Annotated in this window: 17 protein-coding genes; all 17 read right to left on the reverse strand. The window is 70.5% G+C overall.

Going from position 1 to position 17675, the window contains the following annotated elements:
• Positions 1-95: 95 nt before the first annotated feature.
• The 17 genes from secF to pgsA all read right to left on the reverse strand — a co-directional run bounded on the left by secF (position 96) and on the right by pgsA (position 17651).
• Positions 96-1091: a protein translocase subunit SecF gene (gene secF, locus OHA68_RS39365; RefSeq protein WP_327104766.1), complete on the reverse strand. Its 996-nt coding sequence runs from the start codon at positions 1089-1091 to the stop codon at positions 96-98.
• Between the two features lies 1 nt (position 1092).
• Positions 1093-2883 (reverse strand): protein translocase subunit SecD, encoded by a 1791-nt coding sequence (gene secD / locus OHA68_RS39370; RefSeq protein ID WP_327104767.1) that lies wholly within the window; start codon positions 2881-2883, stop codon positions 1093-1095.
• Positions 2884-2926: 43 nt separating this feature from the next.
• Positions 2927-3292, reverse strand: a complete 366-nt coding sequence (gene yajC / locus OHA68_RS39375; RefSeq protein WP_327104768.1) for a preprotein translocase subunit YajC — start codon at positions 3290-3292, stop codon at positions 2927-2929.
• A 213-nt stretch (positions 3293-3505) separates the two neighbouring features.
• On the reverse strand, positions 3506-4537 hold the full coding sequence (gene ruvB, locus OHA68_RS39380) for a Holliday junction branch migration DNA helicase RuvB (RefSeq protein ID WP_327104769.1): 1032 nt from the start codon (positions 4535-4537) through the stop codon (positions 3506-3508).
• Positions 4534-5154 (reverse strand): Holliday junction branch migration protein RuvA, encoded by a 621-nt coding sequence (gene ruvA, locus OHA68_RS39385; protein ID WP_189143726.1) that lies wholly within the window; start codon positions 5152-5154, stop codon positions 4534-4536. Before ruvA ends, ruvB begins: the two co-directional genes overlap by 4 nt.
• Complete coding sequence (gene ruvC, locus OHA68_RS39390; RefSeq protein ID WP_189143783.1) at positions 5151-5705, reverse strand: crossover junction endodeoxyribonuclease RuvC; 555 nt, start codon at positions 5703-5705, stop codon at positions 5151-5153. Before ruvC ends, ruvA begins: the two co-directional genes overlap by 4 nt.
• An 85-nt stretch (positions 5706-5790) precedes the next feature.
• Complete coding sequence (locus OHA68_RS39395) at positions 5791-6948, reverse strand: GNAT family N-acetyltransferase (protein WP_327104770.1); 1158 nt, start codon at positions 6946-6948, stop codon at positions 5791-5793.
• A gap of 11 nt (positions 6949-6959) precedes the next feature.
• Positions 6960-8735 carry a carbohydrate ABC transporter permease gene (locus OHA68_RS39400; RefSeq protein WP_327104771.1) on the reverse strand — a complete coding sequence of 592 codons (1776 nt, stop codon included), beginning with the start codon at positions 8733-8735 and terminating at the stop codon, positions 6960-6962.
• Positions 8736-8900: 165 nt separating this feature from the next.
• Entirely contained in the window at positions 8901-9653 is a 753-nt protein-coding gene (locus OHA68_RS39405) for a YebC/PmpR family DNA-binding transcriptional regulator (RefSeq protein WP_189143724.1), read from the reverse strand.
• A gap of 3 nt (positions 9654-9656) precedes the next feature.
• Positions 9657-10247 carry a pyridoxal 5'-phosphate synthase glutaminase subunit PdxT gene (pdxT, locus tag OHA68_RS39410; protein ID WP_327104772.1) on the reverse strand — a complete coding sequence of 197 codons (591 nt, stop codon included), beginning with the start codon at positions 10245-10247 and terminating at the stop codon, positions 9657-9659.
• 153 nt (positions 10248-10400) lie between these two features.
• Positions 10401-12083, reverse strand: coding sequence for an alkaline phosphatase D family protein (locus OHA68_RS39415; protein ID WP_327104773.1), 1683 nt, complete (start codon positions 12081-12083; stop codon positions 10401-10403).
• 282 nt (positions 12084-12365) lie between these two features.
• The gene (pdxS, locus tag OHA68_RS39420; protein WP_189143721.1) at positions 12366-13286 is read right to left on the reverse strand and encodes a pyridoxal 5'-phosphate synthase lyase subunit PdxS; all 921 of its coding nucleotides are present in this window, start codon (positions 13284-13286) and stop codon (positions 12366-12368) included.
• 112 nt (positions 13287-13398) lie between these two features.
• The gene (locus OHA68_RS39425; RefSeq protein WP_327104774.1) at positions 13399-14376 is read right to left on the reverse strand and encodes a DUF3048 domain-containing protein; all 978 of its coding nucleotides are present in this window, start codon (positions 14374-14376) and stop codon (positions 13399-13401) included.
• Positions 14377-14477: 101 nt separating this feature from the next.
• Positions 14478-15020, reverse strand: coding sequence for a LemA family protein (locus OHA68_RS39430; RefSeq protein WP_189143720.1), 543 nt, complete (start codon positions 15018-15020; stop codon positions 14478-14480).
• Entirely contained in the window at positions 15017-16147 is a 1131-nt protein-coding gene (locus OHA68_RS39435; protein ID WP_327104775.1) for a glycosyltransferase family 4 protein, read from the reverse strand. The genes OHA68_RS39430 and OHA68_RS39435 overlap by 4 nt, the downstream gene beginning before the upstream one ends.
• Positions 16144-17052 (reverse strand): phosphatidylinositol mannoside acyltransferase, encoded by a 909-nt coding sequence (locus OHA68_RS39440; protein WP_327104776.1) that lies wholly within the window; start codon positions 17050-17052, stop codon positions 16144-16146. Before OHA68_RS39440 ends, OHA68_RS39435 begins: the two co-directional genes overlap by 4 nt.
• Positions 17049-17651, reverse strand: a complete 603-nt coding sequence (gene pgsA, locus OHA68_RS39445; protein ID WP_327104777.1) for a phosphatidylinositol phosphate synthase — start codon at positions 17649-17651, stop codon at positions 17049-17051. Before pgsA ends, OHA68_RS39440 begins: the two co-directional genes overlap by 4 nt.
• Positions 17652-17675 lie beyond the last annotated feature (24 nt).

Raw genomic sequence — 17675 nt, forward strand, 5'->3', positions numbered from 1 at the left:
CCACGCCGCCGGGGACGCACGCGCCCGCTCAGGGACGGCCGGACATGACGACGCCCCCGCCCTGGACCTGGGCGGGGGCGTCGAGGTGGAACAGGTCAGCCGTTGGCAGTCGCGGCGCTCTTGGAGCCCTTGGCGCCCTTGGCACCGCTGGTGGAGGCGATCCTCCTGGCGATGGCCTGATATTTCGGCTCCCGCTCCTTGAGCGTCACCAGCAGCGGTGTGGCGACGCACAGGGAGGAGTAGGTGCCGACGACCATGCCGACGAACAGGGCCAGCGACAGGTCCTTCAGCGTCCCCGCGCCCAGCACCGTGGTGCCGATGAACAGGATCGCCGCAACCGGCAGGATCGCGACCAGCGAGGTGTTCAGCGATCGGATCAGCGTGTGGTTGAGCGCGTCGTTGGCCGCCATCGAGTACGTCTGCTTCGAGGTGGTGCCCAGCTTGGCCGTGACTTCCTTGATCATGTCGAACACCACGACCGCGTCGTAGAGCGAGTAACCGAGGATGGTCAGGAAGCCCAGCAGAGTGGCCGGCGTGACCTCGAAGCCCGACCAGGCGTAGACGCCCGCGGTGATGACGAGGTCGTGCACCAGCGCGACGATCGCCGCCAAGGCCATCTTCGGCTCGAACGCCATCGACAGGTACAGGATGATCGCCAGCATGAACACGCCCAGGCCCATCCAGGCCTTCTCCGAGACCTCACCGCCCCAGGACGCGCCGATCGACTGGATGTTGACCTCGTCGACGGGGACGCCGTACTCCTTCGAGATCACGTCCTGCATCTTGAGGGTGGTGCTCTCCGAGAGCGTCTCGGTGGTGACCCGGTAACGCTCTCCGGCGGTCTGCACGATCGGCTGGTGCACGCCCTGGTCGCTGAAGGTGCCGCGCACCTCCTCGATGCTGACGCTGGACTGCGGCTTGAAGGAGAAGACCGAGCCGCCCTTGAACTCGACGCCCAGGTTGAGGCCGTTGATCAGCAGTCCCGCGAGCGAGATGACCAGCAGCAGGCCGGAAAGGCCGTACCACAGCCTCCACTTGCCGACGAAGTCGACATCGATCTCGCCGCGGTAGAGGCGACGCCCCAGTCCCATCTCAGGCCTCCTGCACGGTGTTCTTGTGACCGGCGGCGCCGGACGACGGGTGGACGCTCATGCGCTCGGCGTCGAGGCCGGACAGCGGATGTCCCTTGGCGAAGAACTTCATTCTCGCCAGCAGGGCGATGAACGGCTTCGTGAACATGAACACCACCACGATGTCGATCAACGTGGTCAGGCCCATCGCGAACGCGAACCCGGCCACACCGCCCACCGCCAGGACGTAGAGCACGACCGCGGCGATGAACATGACGGCGTCGGCGATCAGGATCGTGCGCCGGGCGCGGACCCAGGCCACCTCGACGGCCGCGCGCAGCGTGCGGCGGCCTTCCTTCATCTCGTCGCGGATGCGCTCGAAGTAGACGATGAAGGAGTCGGCGGTGATGCCGATGGACACCACCAGGCCGATGATGTGCGGCAGCGACAGCCGGAACCCGGCGTTGTGGCCGAGCACCACCACCGCCGTGTAGGTGAGGATCGAGGCGACCACGAGGCTCAGCACGGCCACGATGCCCAGGCCGCGGTAGTAGAGCAACGAGTAGATGACCACGAGTGCCAGGCCGATGATGCCGGAGATCAGGCCGCCGCGGAGCTGGTCCTGGCCGAGCGTCGAGGAGACCGTGTCGATGGAGCTGCGCTCGAACTTCAGCGGCAGCGCGCCGTACTTGAGCTGTTCGGCCAGCTCACCCGCACTCTTCTGGTTGAAGCCACCGGTGATCTCGGCGCGGCCGCCGGGGATCGGGCTGATGATGTTGGGAGCGGTGATCACGACGCCGTCGAGGACGACCGCGACCTTGTTGCGCGGCTCAGGGGAGTTGAACGCCGCGGAGGTGAGCTTGCTCCACTCGGTGGCGCCCTTGCTCTTGAAGTCGAGCTGGACGACCCACTCGGTGCTGCCCTGCTGGACACCCGAGGAGGCGGTGTCGATGTCGGTGCCGACCACCTTGGCCACGTCGAGGACGTACTTGAAGGTGCCGTCGGTCTCGCACGCGGCGTACTGCTTGTTGGGGTCGTCCTGAACGCCCTGGCCGCGCTTCTTCGGGTCGGTGCAGTCAAGCTCGTTGAACTGCTTGAGCACCGCCGGGTCGATGCCCTGGGTGTTGATGCCGGCGTTGGGGTCCTCTTCCGGCTGAGCGCTCGGACTCGGCGTCGGGCTCGCCCGCCTGCCGTTGTCGCCCTTGTTGGGCTGCTTCTTGGTCTCGGTCGCCGAGGGGACCGGGGCGGGCGAGGTCAGGGCCGACGACAGCGCCTTGCCCGTGGGGGTGGCGGAGGGCCGCGCGGCCGGTGACGTGGTCGACTGGGGCGCGACCGACTGGGTCGGCTCGGACGACGAGGGAGAGCTCGGCGCGGCGGACGGTGAGGCGCCGGGGGTCGGAGCCTCGGTCGCGAGCTGATCCTGCAGCAGCTGCGTCGGCTCCATGGCCATCACCTGCCGGAAGCGGAGCTCCGCCGTGGTGGCGACCAGCGCGATGGCCTCGCTCTGCCCGACGCCGGGGATGGAGATGATGATGTTGTCGCCGGATTTGGCGACTTCCGCGTCGGAGATGCCGGTCCCGTTGACCCGGGTCCGGATGATGTTGACCGCGCGGTCCAGGATCTCCTCAGGTGGAGCCGCACCGTTCTGTGTGACGGGAGAGAGGGTCACCGTCGTGCCACCGGCGAGGTCTAGCCCCAGCTTCGGCGTGAACGCCTGCTGCAGGAACATCGTCCCGCCCAGGGCGAGGGTGAGCGCCAGGAGCAGCAGGAGCGTGCGCCCCGGCTTGCTGTGGCTGCTGGTCGGTCGGGCCACTGGTCGTCGATTCTTTCAGGTAGGAGTCGGGTGGGGAGCCTAGTCAGGATTGCTTGCTGCTGGAGCCCTGATCGCCGTTGTGCTCCACACTCGCATCCTTCTCGTCGACCGCGTCGCTGTCGACCTCGTCCACAGGCTCGTCACCAGGGGTGACGACTCGACCGATGGCCGCCTTGACCCAGCGGGTCTCGACGCCGGGCGCCACTTCAAGGATGACATCCTCGTTCTCCACGGCGACCACGGTGGCGAACAGGCCCGTCGTCGTCATGACGCTGGCGCCGGGCGCCAGCGAGTTCTGCATCTTGAGCGCTTCCTGCTGACGCTTGCGCTGAGGACGGATCAGCAGGAAGTAGAACACCACCACCAGCAGAATCAGCGGCAGGATGCTGCTGAGTTGTCCCATGTCCATAAGAGGGCGACCTTCCATCGTCGTACAAGAAGTTTGACACCGGCCTCGCGCCGGAAATTCCGTGCGTTGCTTCGGGCCGCGCCGCTCAGCCCGTCAGCCTACACAGCCAGCCAAGGCACGGAGTGTAGGCGGTTGTTGCGAAACGCGGCAACGAAGCAGCGTTCCGGCGCGCGGGGAAGTTCCCGATTTGAAATGGTTGCAACCATTCTGTAATCAGTCGAAAAGTGTAGCTCCGAACGCATCCGGGGGCGCCGTCATGCCCAGGTGCGCCCACGCCGCGGCGGTCGCGACCCGGCCGCGCGGGGTGCGCGCGAGCAGGCCCTGACGCACCAGGAACGGCTCGGCCACCACCTCGACGGTCTCCGGCTCCTCCCCCACGGCGACGGCCAGGGTGGACAGGCCGACGGGGCCGCCGCCGAACTTGCGCAGCAGTGCGTCGAGCACCGCCCGATCGAGCCGATCGAGCCCTTCGGCGTCGACTTCATAAAGATTGAGCGCCGCCGATGCAATTTCACGATTTATCAGGCCATCGGCGCGTACATCGGCGAAGTCGCGCACCCGGCGCAGCAGCCGGTTGGCGATCCGGGGCGTGCCACGCGAGCGCCTGGCGACCTCGTGCGCACCCTCCTCGGGCAGCGTCACGCCCAGCAGTCTGGCCGAGCGCTCCAGCACCTGCTCGAGCTCCGCCACGTCGTAGAAGTCCATGTGCGCGGTGAAGCCGAACCTGTCGCGCAGCGGCGCGGGCAGCAGCCCCGCCCTGGTGGTGGCGCCCACCAGGGTGAACGGCGCGATCTCGAGCGGGATCGCGGTGGCGCCCGGCCCCTTGCCGACGACGATGTCGACCCTGAAGTCCTCCATCGCGAGGTAGAGCATCTCCTCGGCGGGCCTGGCCATCCGATGGATCTCGTCGATGAACAGCACCTCGCCCTCGGCCAGCGTGGACAGGATGGCGGCCAGGTCGCCGGCGCGCTCCAGGGCCGGTCCCGAGGTGATGCGCAGCGGCGCCCCCAGCTCGGCCGCGATGATCATGGCGAGGGTGGTCTTGCCGAGCCCCGGGGAGCCGTTCATCAGCACGTGGTCGGGTGGCCGCTGCCGTCGCAGCGCGCTCTCCAGGACCAGCGAGAGCTGCTCACGCACCCGCGCCTGCCCGATGAACTCCGCCAGCCGCTTGGGCCGCAGGGCGGCCTCGATCTGCGCGTCGTCGCCCTCGGCGGCCGGCGAGACCAGCTCGCGCTCGTAGCTCATCGGACGCTCAGCGCCCGCAGCGCGGACTTCAGCAGGCTCGCCACCTGAGGCTGGCGACCGGCGGCCAGATCGGCCTCGGCCTCCGGCTCGACCTCGGCGATCGCCTCGTCGGCGTCCTTTGCGGAGTAGCCGAGACCCACCAGCCCGGAGTGCACCTGGTCCCGCCAGAGGGCGACCCGCCGGCCGCCGTTGAGCGCGGCGTTGACGGCCTCCTCCGGCGTGCCGAGGCGGTCCTTGAGCTCCAGCACGATGCGCTGGGCGCCCTTCTGGCCGATGCCGGGCACCCGGGTGAGCGCCTTGAGGTCGGCGGCGGCGACGGCCACCCGCAGGGCTTGGGGCGAGTGCACGGCGAGCATGGCCAGGGCCAGCTTGGGGCCGACGCCGCTGGCGGTCTGCAGCAGCTCGAACACGGTCCGCTCGTCGTCGGTGGCGAAGCCGTAGAGCGTGAGCGACTCCTCGCGCACCACCAGGCTGGTGGCCAGGCGCGCCTGCTCCCCCACCTTGAGGGTGGCGAGCGTGCCGGGGGTGCAGTGGGTCAGCAGGCCGACTCCGCCGACCTCGACGACCACCCCGTCAGGGGCGATCGCGGCCACCCGTCCGGTCACCGACGCGATCACGGCCGCGGGTCCTTTCGTGAGCGGGCCGGCGCCGCGCCCGCCTTGGCGCGGGCCACCGCCTCGGCCAGGCGGTGCTGGACGCCGCCGCGCCAGACGTGGCAGATGGCCAGCGCCAGGGCGTCGGCGGCGTCGGCGGGCTTGGGCATCTCGGTCAGCCGCAGCAGCCGGGTCACCATGGCGCCGATCTGCTTCTTGTCGGCGGTGCCGCTGCCGGTGACGGCCGCCTTGACCTCGGAGGGCGTGTGCAGCGCGACCGGCAGGCCGCGCCGGGCGGCGCACAGGACGGCGATGCCGGCGGCCTGCGCGGTGCCCATCACGGTGCGCACGTTGTGCTGGCTGAAGACCCGCTCCACCGCGACCGCGTCGGGCCGCACCTCGTCGAGCCACTGCTCGATGCCGGCCTCGATGCCGACCAGCCGGGCGCCGAGCTCCTCGTCGGCGCCGGTGCGGATCACTCCGACGGCCACCAGGCTGAGCGGCGCGCCGGGGCGCCCCTCGACGGCGCCGAGGCCGCACCGGGTCAGTCCTGGATCGACGCCCATCACCCGCACCCGCATGCCTCCCCGCGCCCGCCGAACACCTGTTCGGCACGAGACTCTACCCCTGCCCGCCCGCTCTCGCATCGGGAAACGCCCGTCAGAAGTGGTCGAGCATGTACGGCCGGGCGGCGAAGGCGGCGTCGAGCACCTCGTCATAGCGCTCGTCGCCCGACATGAGCCCGCTGCCGCGCAGCGTGGCGGTGGGAATCCCGGCGTAGAGCGCGGAGAAGGCGTTGACGCTGAGCACCGGCCCGGCCGCCGCCGCCGTCTCCAGGGCGGTCGCGACGCCCGCGCCCTCGGCGAACTCCAGCCGCCACCGGCCGGTGTTGCCCTCCACCAGCGGATCGTTCACCTGGACGACCGCGGTCGCGGTCAGGACCGCCGGATAGCCCCGGCGGCGCACGGCCTCGGCCACGTCGAGCACGCGGAACATCCACGGATCCCGGGTGATCCGCTCCTTGGTCCGCTCGCGCAGCAGCCACAGCACCGGGTCGTCGGGGGCGACGGTGGCGGTGACCCGCTCGGCGATCGAGGAGGAGCTGCCGACGACCGACCACAGCGCCCTGGCGGTCTCCGCGGAGCCCGCGACGAGGTTGTCCACCTCCATGTCGGAGCCGTCCCAGCGGTAGACGAGAAAGCCGTCCTCCGCCAGGTAGAGGAAGTCGTCCTTGTCGTCGAGCCAGAGCCGCCAGGTGTCCTCGTCCCAGGACATCGGCCCGCTGGCGCGGGTCGCGGCGTGCACCCGGTGCAGAACGGAGACCACCTCCGCGGCGTCGCCCGGGCCCATCCTGCGCAGCTTGACCTGCTGCGACGGCACGACGGCGCGCAGCGCCGCGGCCGGGAGGCTCACCTGGTAGCGAGCCCCGGCGTGCTCGAAGCCGAGCGAGCGGTAGATCGGCGTGGTGGCCGGGAACAGCGCGGACACGGCGTCGCCGAACGACCCGGCCCGCGCCATGGCCGCGCGCATGATCGTGGTGCCGAGGCCGCGCCCCCGGTCCTCGGGGCTGACGGTGACACCCGCCACGCCCGCCATCGGCTGTGGCCTGCCGTGCCACCACTGGGTGAACGACCGCAGCCGCGCGGTCGCGACCAGCCGGTCGCCGTCGAAGGCGCCCAGGTAGCGGCCCTGCGCCAGCGTGGGCAGCACCGCCGCGCGCCAGGTTTGCGCGTCGGCGACCGCCAGCAGGCCGAAGGAGCGCTTGCGAATGTCGAGTACGGCGTCCAGATCGTCGGCCGTCAGGTCACGGATATCCACAAGGAACCAACTTACGCAGGTGGCGCGGGCACGCGCGACCGGGTATCGCCGCCCACCGTGATGGCCAGGCGGTCCAGGTAGAGCAGTTGCGCGGCGACCGCGACGGCGAGCGCGAGCCCGACCACGAGCAGCGGGGTGGTGACGCCCACCTCGACGACCCCGCCGCCGAACCCGCTCAGCGGCAGCACCTGGGCGACGGGAGCGGTGGCCAGCTCTCTGTCCTGCGCCACCAGCAGCGGCCAGAGCAGGTCCTGGGCGTTCACCAGCGTCACCGCGCCGGCCAGGATGCCCGCCATGGGCAGCGAGGGCAGGACCACGCCGCTCAGGAAGTCCCGGTCGGTCCGCATGACCAGGCCCTTGCACAGCAGGGTCAGGACGAACAGCGCGGGCACGCTGATCAGCAGCGGCGGGATCAGCGCCACGAAGGTGTCGATCAGGCCGAGGCCGCGCAGGTTGTTCCAGTTGGCGACGCTCAGCGGGCCCGCGCCGACCAGCAGCCACGGGGCGAACGGGAGCAGCAGCCACTCGCTGTGGCGGCCCAGCGGGCGCAGGCCGCCGATGCCGAGCGCTCCCAGGTAGGCGACGCCGACGGAGGCCAGGGCGCCCACCAGCGCGGGCACCCACGTGTTCAGCTGGACGCGCAGCCCGGAAGGCACCGGGGCGGCCGGCTCGGCGGGCGTGAACAGGGCCGACAGCCAGGGCCAGGCCAGGATCACCGCGATCACGGTGACGACCAGCAGGGCAACCACCCCGACCGCGACGGCCACGACGGAGGGCCGCCGCGCGCGACCGCCGGGACGCGGCGGCCGGCCGTACAGCGGTGCCTTGTCCGTCGCGCGCGGTGCACCGCCGGGACGCGGCGGCTGGCCGTACGGCGAGGTCTCGTTCGTCGCGGGCGGTGCCCAGCCGGGAGGCGGCGGCTGGCCGTACGGCGACGGCTCGTCCGTCGCGGGTGGTGCGGTGACGGCGATGCGCAGGCCGCTGAGCACCACGATGAGCGCGGTGGCGAGGCCCAGCACGCCGAGGATCACCCCCGTCGCGGTCGCGATGGCCGCGCCCACGCCGAGCCGGGCCATCTGGAAGACGACGGTGTACTGCAGCAGCGCGATCGTCATCGTCGAGTCGAGCGGGCCGCCGCGGGTGAGCGCCTGGCTCAGGGTGAACGTCTGCAGGCCGGCGGCGACGGCGGCCAGCACGACGACGCCCGCCACCGCGACCATGGCCCCGGTCACGGTGCCGCCGCGCAGCGCGGGCAGGAACGCCGGCACGGCCAGGGCGCACACCAGGCCGAACGTCGCGGCAGCCACGACCAGCCTGAAAGTGCCGGGGGCCGTGGCCGGGTCGGTGAACGCGCGCACCATCGTGGCCAGGCCGTCCGCGGCGGGATCGAGCCCGCGCAGCCAGGACACGGCCACGGCGGCCGGCGAGAAGGTCACCAGGGACAGCGCCAGCAGGATCCGGCCGGCTCGCCGGGGCCAGGCGCCCGCCCGGTCGAGCGCCAGTGCCAGCAGCGGGCCGACCACCAGGGCGACCAGCAGCGGCATGATCGTGAGCGACAGGGTGAAGCCCAGCGCGGGCCATAACGAGCCGGTCGCGCCCAAGATCGTGTCGTAGTTCTTCAGCCCCGCCGACTCAGACGGGCCGACGAGCCCGCCCGACCTGAAGCTGAACGCGATCGTCTGCACGGTGGGCAGGACCAGCGTGATCAGCATGCCGAACACGGCCGGCATGAGGAGCAGCCAGCCGAGCGCCGGCGGTGGGGCCTGAGGTGCGGTGCGGGAGGTCACGACGCCCGACCTTACGCCGACTTCCACGCGCCCGGCCAACTGGAGAACGGGAGCGATGAAACCGCTCAGATGCCGTCAGATCAGCCCTGCACCGCAGCGGAGGGCTGATCACCGGCATCGTGCCCGCGCTCGCCGTACCGGCGCTCTGAGGAGCGTCTGGAGGCGTCAGACGTCGAGCTTCTCCATGACCTCGTCCGACACGTCGAAGTTGGCCCACACGTTCTGGACGTCGTCGCTGTCCTCGAGCGCGTCGATGAGGCGGAACACCTTGCGGGCCGCTTCCTCGTCCAGCGGCACGCTCATCGTCGGCAGGAAGCTGGACTCGGCCGAGTCGTAGTCGATGCCGGCGTCCTGCAGCGCCTTGCGGACCGGCACCATGTCACCGGCCTCGGAAACGACCTCGAAGGAGTCGCCGAGGTCGTTGACCTCCTCGGCGCCCGCCTCCAGCACGGCCATCAGGACGGTGTCCTCGTCGAGGCCGCCCTTGGGCACGAGCACGACGCCCTTGCGGTTGAACATGTAGGACACCGAGCCCGGGTCGGCGAGTGAGCCGCCGTTGCGGGTGAGCGCGACGCGCACCTCCGAGGCCGCGCGATTGCGGTTGTCGGTCAGGCACTCGATGAGCACCGCGACGCCGCCGGGCGCGTAGCCCTCGTAGGTGATGGTCTGCCAGTCGGCGCCGCCGGCCTCCAGGCCGCCGCCGCGCTTGCGGGCCCGCTCGATGTTGTCGTTGGGCACGGAGCTCTTCTTGGCCTTGAAGATGGCGTCGAAGAGGGTCGGGTTGGCATCCGGATCAGGGCCACCGGTCCGGGCCGCCACCTCGATGTTCTTGATGAGCTTCGCGAACAGCTTGCCGCGCTTGGCATCGACCACGGCCTTCTTGTGCTTCGTCGTCGCCCATTTGGAGTGGCCGGACATTGGCTACTGATCCCTCACTGTGTTGACAACCATCTCTACGAAGTAACGGTGCACTCGCGGGTCCCCGGTCAGCTCCGGATGGAACGAGGTCGCGAGCAGAGATCCTTGGCGGACCGCGACGATCCTATCGCCAGGCTCGGCGGTGCCCAGCACATCGACGTCCTTGCCGACCGATTCGACCCACGGCGCGCGGATGAACACGGCGTGCAGCGGCGAGCCGGCGAAGTCGAGATCGGCCTCGAAGGAGTCGATCTGGCGGCCGAAGGCGTTGCGCCGGACGACCATGTCGATGCCGCCGAGGGTCTGCTGACCGGCGGCGCCGTCCTCGATCCGGTCGGCCAGCATGATCATGCCGGCGCAGGATCCGTAGGCGGGCATGCCCTCCTTGATCCGCATGCGCAACGGCTGGAGCATGTCGAAGGCCTCGGCGAGTTTTCCCATGGTGGTCGACTCGCCGCCGGGGATGACCAGCCCATCGACCGCGTCGAGCTCGCCGGGCCGGCGGATGGCCATGGCCGAGGCGCCTGCCTCCTGGAGCATGCGCACATGCTCGCGCACGTCTCCCTGCAGCGCGAGTACACCGATCGCGGGCAACGTTCATCCTTCCGTCAGGTTCCGGGTGCAGTCGATTCAACACCACGTCCGCCTGACATCTTCCTCCAGACCCGCAGGAAAGCCGGAAAGCAGACCCGCAGGAAGGCCGGCGAGGCGGCACCCGTCCGGATGCCGCCTCGCCGTCGTCCGGGGTCAGGGACGCTCGGTCTCCAGGCGGACGGTCTCCTCCACGGTCATCTCGGTGCGCAGGCGCAGCGCCGGGTCCACCGGGCGCAGGTAGGTCTGCCGCACGCCCGGCACCCGGTCCTCGATCACGTAGGTGGCCTTGGTGTGCACCGCCGCGCCGGGCTCGCGCACCTGGGGCAGCACCTTGAAGTCGGCGGTGAGCAGGTCACGGTCGATCTTCGTCAGCACGTAGCCGCGCTGGTTGTTGTAAAACTTCAGATGCGGGTTGATCTCCAGGAACGGGTGGGCGGCCGGGTCGGAGTCGCCGCCGTCCCCGCCGGTGGAGATCGAGGTCGCCACCAGCTCCGAGCCGACCGACGGGCCGGTGGGCTCGTCGTAGTCGAGCTTGAGGTCGGCGGCCCAGTGCGCGTGCACGTCGCCGGTGAGCACGACGGGGTTGCGCACCTCGGCGTCGATCCAGCCCTGGGTGATGCGGCGGCGGGAGGCGACGTAGCCGTCCCAGGCGTCCTGGCTGGTGATCTTCGCGGGGCCGGCGTTGTTGTCACGCTGGGCGAAGAAGACCTGCTGGCCGATGATGTCCCACTGGGCCCGCGAGCGGCGAAAGCCGTCGAGCAGCCACGCCTCCTGCTCGGCCCCGGTGATCGACCGGGCGGGGTCGACGGCGGCCGGGCAGTCCCGGTAGCCGTCGCCGCAGCCCTGGTCGTCGCGGTACTGGCGGGTGTCGAGCATGTGGAAGGTGGCGGTCCTGCCCCACTGGACGCGCCGGTAGAGCTGCATGTCGATGCCGCGCGGGATGGAGGTGCGGCGCAGCGGCATGTTCTCGTAGTAGGCGCGGAAGGCGGCCTCGCGCCGGGACAGGAAATCCGGCTGGGGCACCTCGGGCTTCTCCGGCACCTCGTCGGCCCAGTTGTTGTCGAGCTCGTGGTCGTCCCACACGACCAGCCAAGGCGCGGCGGCGTGCGCGGCCTGCAGGTCGGGGTCGGATTTGTACTGGGCGTGACGCTGGCGGTAGTTGGCCAGCGTCTCGGTCTCCGGCCCCTCGTGGTGGCGGACATTGCCGCCGGGGCTGGTGTAGGTGTTCTTGGTGTACTCGTAGGTGTAGTCGCCCAGGTGCAGGACGAGGTCCGGGTGCTCCTCCGCCAGCCTGCGGTAGGAGGTGAAGTAGCCGTGCTCGTACTGCGCGCACGAGACGAAGGCCATGGCCAGCGGGCCGCCGTACGAGCGGGGGTGCGGCGCGGTGAGCGCCCGGCCGACCGGCGAGAGGTACGGGCCGACGCGGAAGCGGTACCAGTACGGGCGGCCCGCCTCCAGGTGATCCACCTCGACGTGCACGCTGTGGCCCCACTGGGGCGCGGCCGTGACCACCCCGGAGCGGACCAGACGGCGGCAACGTTCGTCGGCGTAGATCTGCCAGAGCACCGGGAACGGGCGCTGCGGCATGCCGCCGAGGCCGTCCTCGGCCAGCGGCTGCTGGGCCAGCCTGGTCCACAGCACGAAGCCGCGGTGGTCCGGGTCTCCGGAGGCGACGCCGAGGGTGAAGGGGTCGGCGCGCAACCCACGCGAGGCCAGGCTCTGGGCGCTCTCGGCGGCGGGGTCGGGGTCGGCGTGCGCGGCGCCGGCGGGGACGGTCGCGGCGGCGCCCGCGGCTAATCCGGTGACGAGGAAGTGCCGGCGGTTGAGCTCGGGCATGGGTGCTCCTGGGACGATCAAGGCCGGGGACGACCGACAGCCTGACTCGGCTTGGTGACCACGCAGTGAACTCCACACAACACGAAAAAGGCGACATCCTTCACGGATGTCGCCTTAATCGGAAATTTCCTACCGTCACGTCGCGACGCCCCGTCAGGGGCGGCTCGGCCGCCCGCCACGGACGATCATGTCATCCGGCGGGACGGCAGCACCGACGTGACGCGCCGACGTGAACGTGCCGGCGGGATGTGCCGGCGTGAACGTGCCGACGTGACGCGCCGATCACCAGCCGCGCTCGGCCAGGCGGTGCGGCTGCGGGATCTCGTCGACGTTGATGCCGACCATGGCCTCGCCCAGGCCGCGCGAGACCTTGGCGATGACGTCCGGGTCGTCGTAGAAGGTGGTGGCCTTGACGATGGCGGCGGCACGCTTGGCCGGGTCACCGGACTTGAAGATGCCGGAGCCGACGAACACGCCCTCGGCGCCCAGGTGCATCATCATCGCGGCGTCGGCCGGGGTGGCGATGCCGCCCGCGGTGAACAGCACGACCGGCAGCTTGCCGGCCCGGGCCACCTCGGCGACCAGCTCGTAAGGCGCCTGCAACTCCTTGGCCGCGACGTACAGCTCGTCCTCGGGCAGCGAGGACAGGCGCTTGAGCTCGGCGCGGATGGTGCGCATGTGCGTGACGGCGTTGGAGACGTCGCCGGTGCCGGCCTCGCCCTTGGAGCGGATCATGGCCGCGCCCTCGGTGATGCGGCGCAGCGCCTCACCCAGGTTGGTCGCGCCGCAGACGAAGGGCACCGTGAACTGCCACTTGTCGATGTGGTTGGCGTAGTCGGCCGGGGTGAGCACCTCGGACTCGTCGACGTAGTCGACGCCGAGCGCCTGCAGGACGCGGGCCTCGACGAAGTGCCCGATGCGGGCCTTGGCCATGACGGGGATCGAGACGGCGGAGACGATGCCGTCGATCATGTCCGGGTCGCTCATCCTGGAGACGCCGCCCTGCGCGCGGATGTCGGCGGGCACGCGCTCCAGAGCCATGACGGCGACCGCCCCGGCATCTTCGGCGATCTTGGCCTGCTCGGCGGTGACGACGTCCATGATGACGCCGCCCTTGAGCATCTCGGCCATGCCTCGCTTGACCCGGGCGGTGCCGGTGACGGGGCCGGTGGTTGAAGCGGTTTCGGGCGTGCTGCTGGACACGGTCTTCCTTCACGAGCTCTGGGGGGACGGTAAGTTATCAAACCCATCGTAGGTCCTGAAGCACTCTTTCCCCGCATATCACCATGTCAGCGATGGCGGAGAATTTCGTACGTCAAGGAATCACGGGCTTGCGGCTGGCGAGCGCCACCCAGACCTGGCCGGGAGCGAAGTTCAGTGGCTCGCCGCTCGTTGTGGTGAACGTCGTGCCCCCGTCCTCGGATTCCCGCTCCCACTTCGCCTTGTACGCCATACCGTCGCGCAGCACGATCGCCGAGCCCTTGCCGGTGGTGTGCACCAGGGGCGTGTAGCTCTGGTTGCTGTCGTGGAACTCCGAGCGCTCGGTCTTGGTGTACTGGATGACGATCGTGGGCGCGCCGAGCTGGCCGCCCTCGGCGGCCATGTCCTTCTTGCCGTCCTGCCAGATCAGCCACTGCTTCTTGGCGTCGGACCAGGCGAAGGTGAAGCGCGCGGCGGGCCATTTGACGGTGTACGACTTACGCTCGACCCCGCCCTCGGCCGGCGCGTCGCCGAAGGTGAAGCCCACGTCCTTGGCCTTGGTCGCCTTGGGCGCGGCCGACAGCAGCTTCTTGGTGTTGGCGAACAGGTTGTAGGGGGCGAAGCGGCCGGGCTGGCGGAAGTAGGCGCCCGGCGCCCGGCTGTCGGAGACGTCGAACAGCGACGCCTCGGCGATGAACGGCAGCATCTTGGTCTGCGCGCCGGAGTAGGCGAACGCGGGCTTGCCGAACATCGGCGCGATGTGCAGGTCGGAGATACGGGCGCTGCGGACCGGGCCCACCTTGGGCGGGATCTTCGAGGAGAAGATCGCCATCAGGCGGGTCAGGCCGGCCTCGACCTGCTCGATGTAGACGATGTCGGCGCTCTTGAGCCCGAGTTGCGGCTTGCCCGCCGCGGTGTTCTCGATCTTCACGGCGATCACGCGTTTGGCCGCGTCGAAGGGCTCGCCGGTGAAGGGATGGAGCTTCTCCGGCGCCGGCTCCTCGATCGGGCCGGTGGAGACGCTGGCCTCTGGTGCCTGACCTGCGGCGGGCTCGTCGGACGAGCAGGCCGCAGTGGGTATCAAGATAGCCACTCCGGCAAGTGTCACCGTGATCATCCGGGGTAGCCGCACGTGTCCACTCCTCCGCTTTTGCCCAGAACGGAAGGAAGCCTACCGGTCTATCCAAATTGGGGTCATTCAGTTGCCATGGCCGCAGGCGGATTGTCATCAATCTCGAAGAATTGGGGATAGTCGGTGTGCCCGGCCAGCCGTAGTGTCCGGGCCAGCCAGCGGCGCTGCGCCGTACGGGTGACCCCCACCGCGTTGTTGTAGAAGCGGCGCGAGTAGACGACCTTGGCCACGGCCGCGTCGAGCTCCTCCAGCAGGTCCTGCCCGCCTGGGGACTCCGACAGCTTCTCCCGGAACCGCTCCTGGTCCACCGCCGCGCGCAGGGCGCCCGACAGGTCGCTCTCGGCGTGCTCGCGCTCCTCCGGCCCCGCCATCCTGGCCTCGTGCGCCGCCGCCGCGAGCACCAGCGAGGTGGCCGGGTCGAGCAGCCGAGAGCCCGCCAGCTCCAGCACCACCGCCCGGCGCCGCACCAGCGCCGCCTCCAGCGCCTCCCGGGCCAGCTCCAGGCGGATGTGCAGCCGGTCCAGGCGGCCCGCCCGCCAGGAGATGTAGACGGCCGTGAGCACCACGACGATGCCCACGATCAGGAAGATCATGGTGGATGTCACAGGTCTTCCTCCACCCGCCCGGCGCCACCGGCCGTCACGGTCTCGTACACCCGCACCACGTCACGCGCCACCGTCGACCAGTCGTACTTCATGACCGCGACCAGCGCCTCCTCCGCCAGCTCGGCCCGCCGCTCGGGCGCGTCCAGCAGCGCCCCCGCCTCGCGGGCGAGCGAGGCGGCGTCGCCGTTGGCGAACAGCGCGCCCGCCTGACCGTCGCCGAGCACCCGCCGGAACGCGGGGATGTCACTGGCCAGCACCGTGGCGCCGGAGGCCATCGCCTCGGCCAGCACGATGCCGAAGCTCTCGCCCCGCGTGTTGGGCGCGCAGAAGACGTCGACCGAATGGTAGGCGCGGATCTTGTCGGCCTCGCTCACCATGCCGAGCACCGTGACCCGGTCGTGGAACCGCTTGGGCACTCGGTCGTAGACGTCCTTGGCGTCACCGGGCCCGGCGATCAGCAGCTTCAGCTCCGGCCGATCGGCGGCCAGCAAGTTGAACGCCTCCAGCAGGATCGGCAGGCCCTTGCGCTCCTCGTCCATCCGGCCCAGGAAGCCGATCGTCGCACCGTCGGCTCCCCAGCCGTCGAGCGGCTCGGCCTTGGTGTAGCGGCCGACCGTCACCCCGTTGGGGATCAGCACGCTGTCGCCGCCGAACTGCTCGACCAGGCTCTTCCTGGCCGCGTCGGAGACCGCGATGCGCCCGCTCAGCTTCTCCAGCGCACTGCGCAGTAACGGCTCGGCCATCGCGATCGCCCGCGAGCGCACCCACGAGGCGTGGAAGGTCGCCACGATCGGCCCCTTGGCCGCCCAGCACGCCAGCACGCCCAGGCTCGGCACCAGCGGCTCATGGATGTGCAGCACGTCGAAGCCGCCGTCGCGCACCCAGCGCCGCACCCGCGCCGCCGAGATGAACCCGAACGACATCCGGGCCACCGACCCGTTGTAGGGCACCGGCACCGCCCGGCCGGCTCCGGTCACGTAAGGAGGCAGCTCGTCGTCCTCGCTGGCCGGCGCGATCACCGAGACGTCGTGCCCGTGCGCGATCAGCGCCTGGGCCAGGTCGTCGACGTGCTGCTTGACGCCGCCCGGCATGTCCCACGAATACGGGCAGACGATGCCGACCTTCATGGGCGCAGATCCTCCAGCCACAGCCGCTGCAGCATGTGCCAGTCCTCCGGGTGCTCGGCGATGCCCTTCTCGAACACGCAGGCCATCCCCTGCGCCACGGCCGCCACCTTCTCCTGGCGGGTGCCCTCGGCCGGGACCGGGATCTCCTCGTGGATGTGGATGCCCCAGTCGTCGCCGACGAAGTAGACGGTGGCCGGCAGCAGCGCCGCGCCCGTCTGCACGGCCAGCAGCGGCGGCCCGGCGGGCACCTTGGTGGTCGCGCCGAAGAACTCCACCTCGATGCCGCTCTTGGTGAGGTCGCGCTCGGCCGGCAGGCAGACCACGCCGCCCTTGCGCACGCGGGTGGCCAGCGTGCCGAAGTTGTGCCCGTCGCCGCCGGTCAGCGGCAGCACCTCCATGCCGAGACCCTCACGGAAGCGCACGTAGCGGTGGAACAGCGACTCCGGCTTGAGCCGCTCGGCGACCGTGGTGAACGGATGCCCCACCCCCACCAGCCAGGCTCCCGCCTGGTCCCAGTTGCCCATGTGCGGCAGCGCGAGCACCACGCCGCGGCCCGCGGCCACGTTGTCGTGCACGTGCTCGGCGCCGATCACGTGGGTGCGCCGGACGACCTCCTCGGTGGCCATCTTCGGCAACCGGAAAATCTCATGAAAATAACGGAAGTACGAGCGCATGCCGGCTTTGCTCAGCTCGCGGAGCTCATGGCTGCCGGGGTCCAGCCCGGTCACCCTGGCGAGGTTGGTCTCCAGCCGGCGCACGGACTTGCCGCCCTTGCGCCACACCCGATCGGCCATGAACCGGAACGCCGCGGCGGTCGGCCGCTCGGGCAGCAGCGGGACCAGCGTCCAACCGGCCGCGAACCCCGCGGCCACGACGCGATCGGTGACTGACGGCTTGTCGCTCATCGCTCCCTCGTCTGCCGATAGACATGGACCACACGCTGCACAACGGTGACGGCACTGGCCGCCGCGAGCAACCACATGCCGGCCGCCAGGATGTAGGGCACGCCCAGCCCGCCGAAGCAGGCGGCGACCAGCACCACCACCAGCCGCTCCGGCCGCTCGGCCAGGCCCACGTCGCAGGTCAGCCCGAGCCCTTCGGCCCGCGCCTTCGCGTAGGACACCAGCAGGCCGGCCACCAGGCAGAACAGCGTCACCGCGGTCAGCAGCGCGTCACCGGTGGACACGAAGTAAAGGATCAGCCCGGCGAAGATGGCGGCGTCCGCCACCCGGTCGAGCGTGGAGTCCAGGAACGCCCCCCAGGTGCTGCCCCCTCCCCCGCCCATCCGCGCCACCAGGCCGTCGAGCAGGTCGAACAGCACGAAGACAGTGATCACGACAGAGCCCACGGGCAGCTGTCCCAACGGGAAGAAGAGCAGGGCGGAGACCACGGTGCCCAGGGTGCCGATCGCGGTGACGGCGTTCGGGCCGATCCCACGGCGGACCAGGGCCCTGCCCAGGGGGGTGAGTATCCGGGTCATGGCCGGGCGCAGGAGTTTCAGCATCGCGCTGTCGATCGTAGGCCATCC

The organism is Nonomuraea glycinis, from assembly GCF_035920485.1.
Lineage (GTDB): Bacteria > Actinomycetota > Actinomycetes > Streptosporangiales > Streptosporangiaceae > Nonomuraea > Nonomuraea glycinis.

Coding starts and splice junctions, on each gene's coding strand:
- secF (WP_327104766.1), bottom strand. CDS start 1,091: ATGGGACTGGGGCGTCGCCTCTACCGCGGCGAGATCGATGTCGACTTC.
- yajC (WP_327104768.1), bottom strand. CDS start 3,292: ATGGACATGGGACAACTCAGCAGCATCCTGCCGCTGATTCTGCTGGTG.
- ruvB (WP_327104769.1), bottom strand. CDS start 4,537: ATGAGCTACGAGCGCGAGCTGGTCTCGCCGGCCGCCGAGGGCGACGAC.
- OHA68_RS39405 (WP_189143724.1), bottom strand. CDS start 9,653: ATGTCCGGCCACTCCAAATGGGCGACGACGAAGCACAAGAAGGCCGTG.
- OHA68_RS39415 (WP_327104773.1), bottom strand. CDS start 12,083: ATGCCCGAGCTCAACCGCCGGCACTTCCTCGTCACCGGATTAGCCGCG.
- OHA68_RS39435 (WP_327104775.1), bottom strand. CDS start 16,147: ATGAAGGTCGGCATCGTCTGCCCGTATTCGTGGGACATGCCGGGCGGC.
- OHA68_RS39440 (WP_327104776.1), bottom strand. CDS start 17,052: ATGAGCGACAAGCCGTCAGTCACCGATCGCGTCGTGGCCGCGGGGTTC.
- pgsA (WP_327104777.1), bottom strand. CDS start 17,651: ATGCTGAAACTCCTGCGCCCGGCCATGACCCGGATACTCACCCCCCTG.